The organism is Nonomuraea deserti (genome assembly GCF_004348685.1).
Classification (GTDB): Bacteria; Actinomycetota; Actinomycetes; order Streptosporangiales; family Streptosporangiaceae; genus Nonomuraea; species Nonomuraea deserti.
The window spans coordinates 1-2,307 of sequence record NZ_SMKO01000385.1 but is presented as its reverse complement, the minus strand read 5'-3'; the positions used below and the strand labels follow the sequence as shown (position 1 = coordinate 2,307).

Genomic DNA, 2,307 nt, shown 5'->3' with positions numbered 1-2,307 from the left:
CCGCGGCATCGCCGGCCCCATCCTGTCGGCCTCCTCCTACTTCATGAAGTCACCCCCCGAGCAGTACTCCGACGACCAGGCCCGCGACTACGTCGAGAAATTCATCCGCGGAGAGGTCGAACGCTGAGAACGCTGACCACCTGACCGTCCCGTGGGCGCCGCACCCCGAACGGGTCGCGGCGCCCGAACCGCACCCCGAACGGGTCGCGGCGCCCAAGGCTCAGAGGCGGGCGGCCGGAGGCAGCTCGCCGGCGGGGGCCGGCCGCCAGGTGAGCGGGTCGGAGCCGAGCTCCGCCAGCTGCGGCACCTGCTCCCTGCACCACGGCGAGATCGCCAGCAGGCCGTTCAGCACGCCTTCTGCGAACTCCTTCCACGGCATCCACGACACCTCCCCCACCTCGTCGGGGTTGGGCACGGCGGGCGCGTCGACCGTGACCCGGAAGACCGGGCAGAGCTCGTGCTCGACGATGCCGTTGGCCATGACGGCGCGGTAGGCGAAACCGGGCAGCACCAGATCGGCGCGCTCGGCCTTCAGCCCCAGCTCATAGGCGAGCCGGCGCATGACCGCGCGGTCCAGCGGCTCGCCCGGCAGCGGGTGGCCGCAGCAGCTGTTGGTCCAGACGCCCGGCCAGGTGATCTTGTGGTCGGCCCTTCTGGTGAGCAGGACGCGGCCTTCCCGATCGAAGACGTAGCTGGAGAAGGCCAGGTGGAGGGGGGTGTCGCGGGAGTGCACCGACGTCTTCGGCGCGGTGCCGAGCGCGTGGCCACTGCGATCGACCAGCACAACGTGTTCCTCAGTCGTCACGCTTCGAAGCGTACGTGATCATCTGTGCCGTGCGGAACCCGGGGTTCACCTGCTGGACCGGCATCCGCGCGTCCTGAACGACGGGCGCGGGGCTAGGCTGACGGGGTGTCGTTCGTCGCCGATCTCCGCGTGGTCCTACGGGGCAAAGACTTCCGGCGCCTGTTCGGGACGCGGCTGGTCTCCCAGTTCTCCGACGGGATCTTCCAGTTCGGCGTGACCGGTTTCGCCTTCTTCAGCCCCGAGAACCAGACGACCGCGCTCGAGGTGGCCGCGGGACTGGCCGTGCTGCTGCTGCCCTACAGCGTGCTCGGGCCCTTCGTCGGCGTGTTCATCGACCGCTGGTCGCGGCGGCAGATCCTGGTCGTCGCGCCCTTCGTACGCGGTCTGCTGCTGCTCGTGGCCGCCGGGCTGATCGTCGCCGACGTGCCGGACCCGCTGTTCTACGGTGCGGCGCTGCTGGTGCTCGGCGTCAACCGGTTCTTCCTGGCCGCGCTCGGCGCCTCGCTGCCGCACGTGGTCCCCCCGGAGCGGCTGATCGCGGCCAACGCGGTCACTCCCACCTCGGGAACGGTGGCCACGTTCATCGGCGCGGGCGTCGGGTTCCTGCTGCGGGAGATCTTCGGCGGCGGCGACTTCGGCGTGGCGCTGCTGCTGGCCACGTCCGGCGTGGTGTTCACGCTGAGCGCCCTGGTGGCGCGGACGATGGAGCGCCAGCTCCTCGGCCCGTGGCCCGACCCCGACCAGCCGCAGGCACGCCAGGAGCTGCGCAACGTGGTCACCGGGCTGGCCGACGGCGTCAAGCACCTGCTGCGGCACCGGGTGGCCGCCGCGACGCTGGGCGCGATGGCCACGCACCGTTTCCTGTTCGGCATGTCCACCGCGCTCGGCATCATCCTCTACCGCTACTACTTCGCCGACGGCGACGCCGAGACCGCGCTGCGCGGGGTCAGCCTGGTCGTGGTCGGCGCCGGCCTCGGCACCGCCCTCGCCGTGATCGTCACCCCGTACACGACCGAGTGGTTCGGGATCGAGCGGTGGGTGCAGATGGCGCTGGTCGGAGCCGGTGTGCTGACGGCGGTGCTCGTGCTGCCGTTCCAGGAGTGGGGGCTGCCGGTGGCCGGGTTCGTGCTGGGCCTGGCCGGGCAGAGCGTCAAGATCTGCGCCGACACGACGGTCCAGCGCGACGTCGAGGACATCTACCGGGGCCGCGCGTTCTCCATCTACGACATGCTCTTCAACGGCATGTACGTGCTCGCCGCCGCCCTGTCGGCGGTGATCCTGCCCGCCGACGGCAAGTCGTACGCCGCCGTGCTGATCATCTCGGTCGGCTACCCGGCGGCGGCGCTCGCCTACCGGATGATCACCACCACGTCACGTGCCGAGGTCGTTTGACCTGGCCCACTCCAGCAGCGCCTCGGTGGCCGCCTCCTTGCCGATCATGCCCTTGTCGAGCCTGAGATCGAGCAGGAACTTGTACGCCCGCCCCACGACCGGCCCCGGCC

General features: G+C 70.9%; 2 protein-coding genes and 1 pseudogene. 2 read left to right on the top strand and 1 reads right to left on the bottom strand.

The window, feature by feature from the left end; all coding sequences use genetic code 11:
* Positions 1-127 (top strand): annotated as a pseudogene (locus tag E1292_RS54725) (inositol-3-phosphate synthase); the annotation flags it as partial.
* Positions 128-220: 93 nt separating this feature from the next.
* Here E1292_RS54725 and idi read toward each other — a convergent pair.
* Complete coding sequence (gene idi, locus E1292_RS50165; RefSeq protein WP_132606840.1) at positions 221-805, bottom strand: isopentenyl-diphosphate Delta-isomerase; 585 nt, start codon at positions 803-805, stop codon at positions 221-223.
* 105 nt (positions 806-910) lie between these two features.
* Here idi and E1292_RS50160 point away from each other — a divergent pair, with 105 nt between their 5' ends.
* Positions 911-2,197 (top strand): MFS transporter, encoded by a 1,287-nt coding sequence (locus E1292_RS50160; protein ID WP_132606839.1) that lies wholly within the window; start codon positions 911-913, stop codon positions 2,195-2,197.
* Positions 2,198-2,307 lie beyond the last annotated feature (110 nt).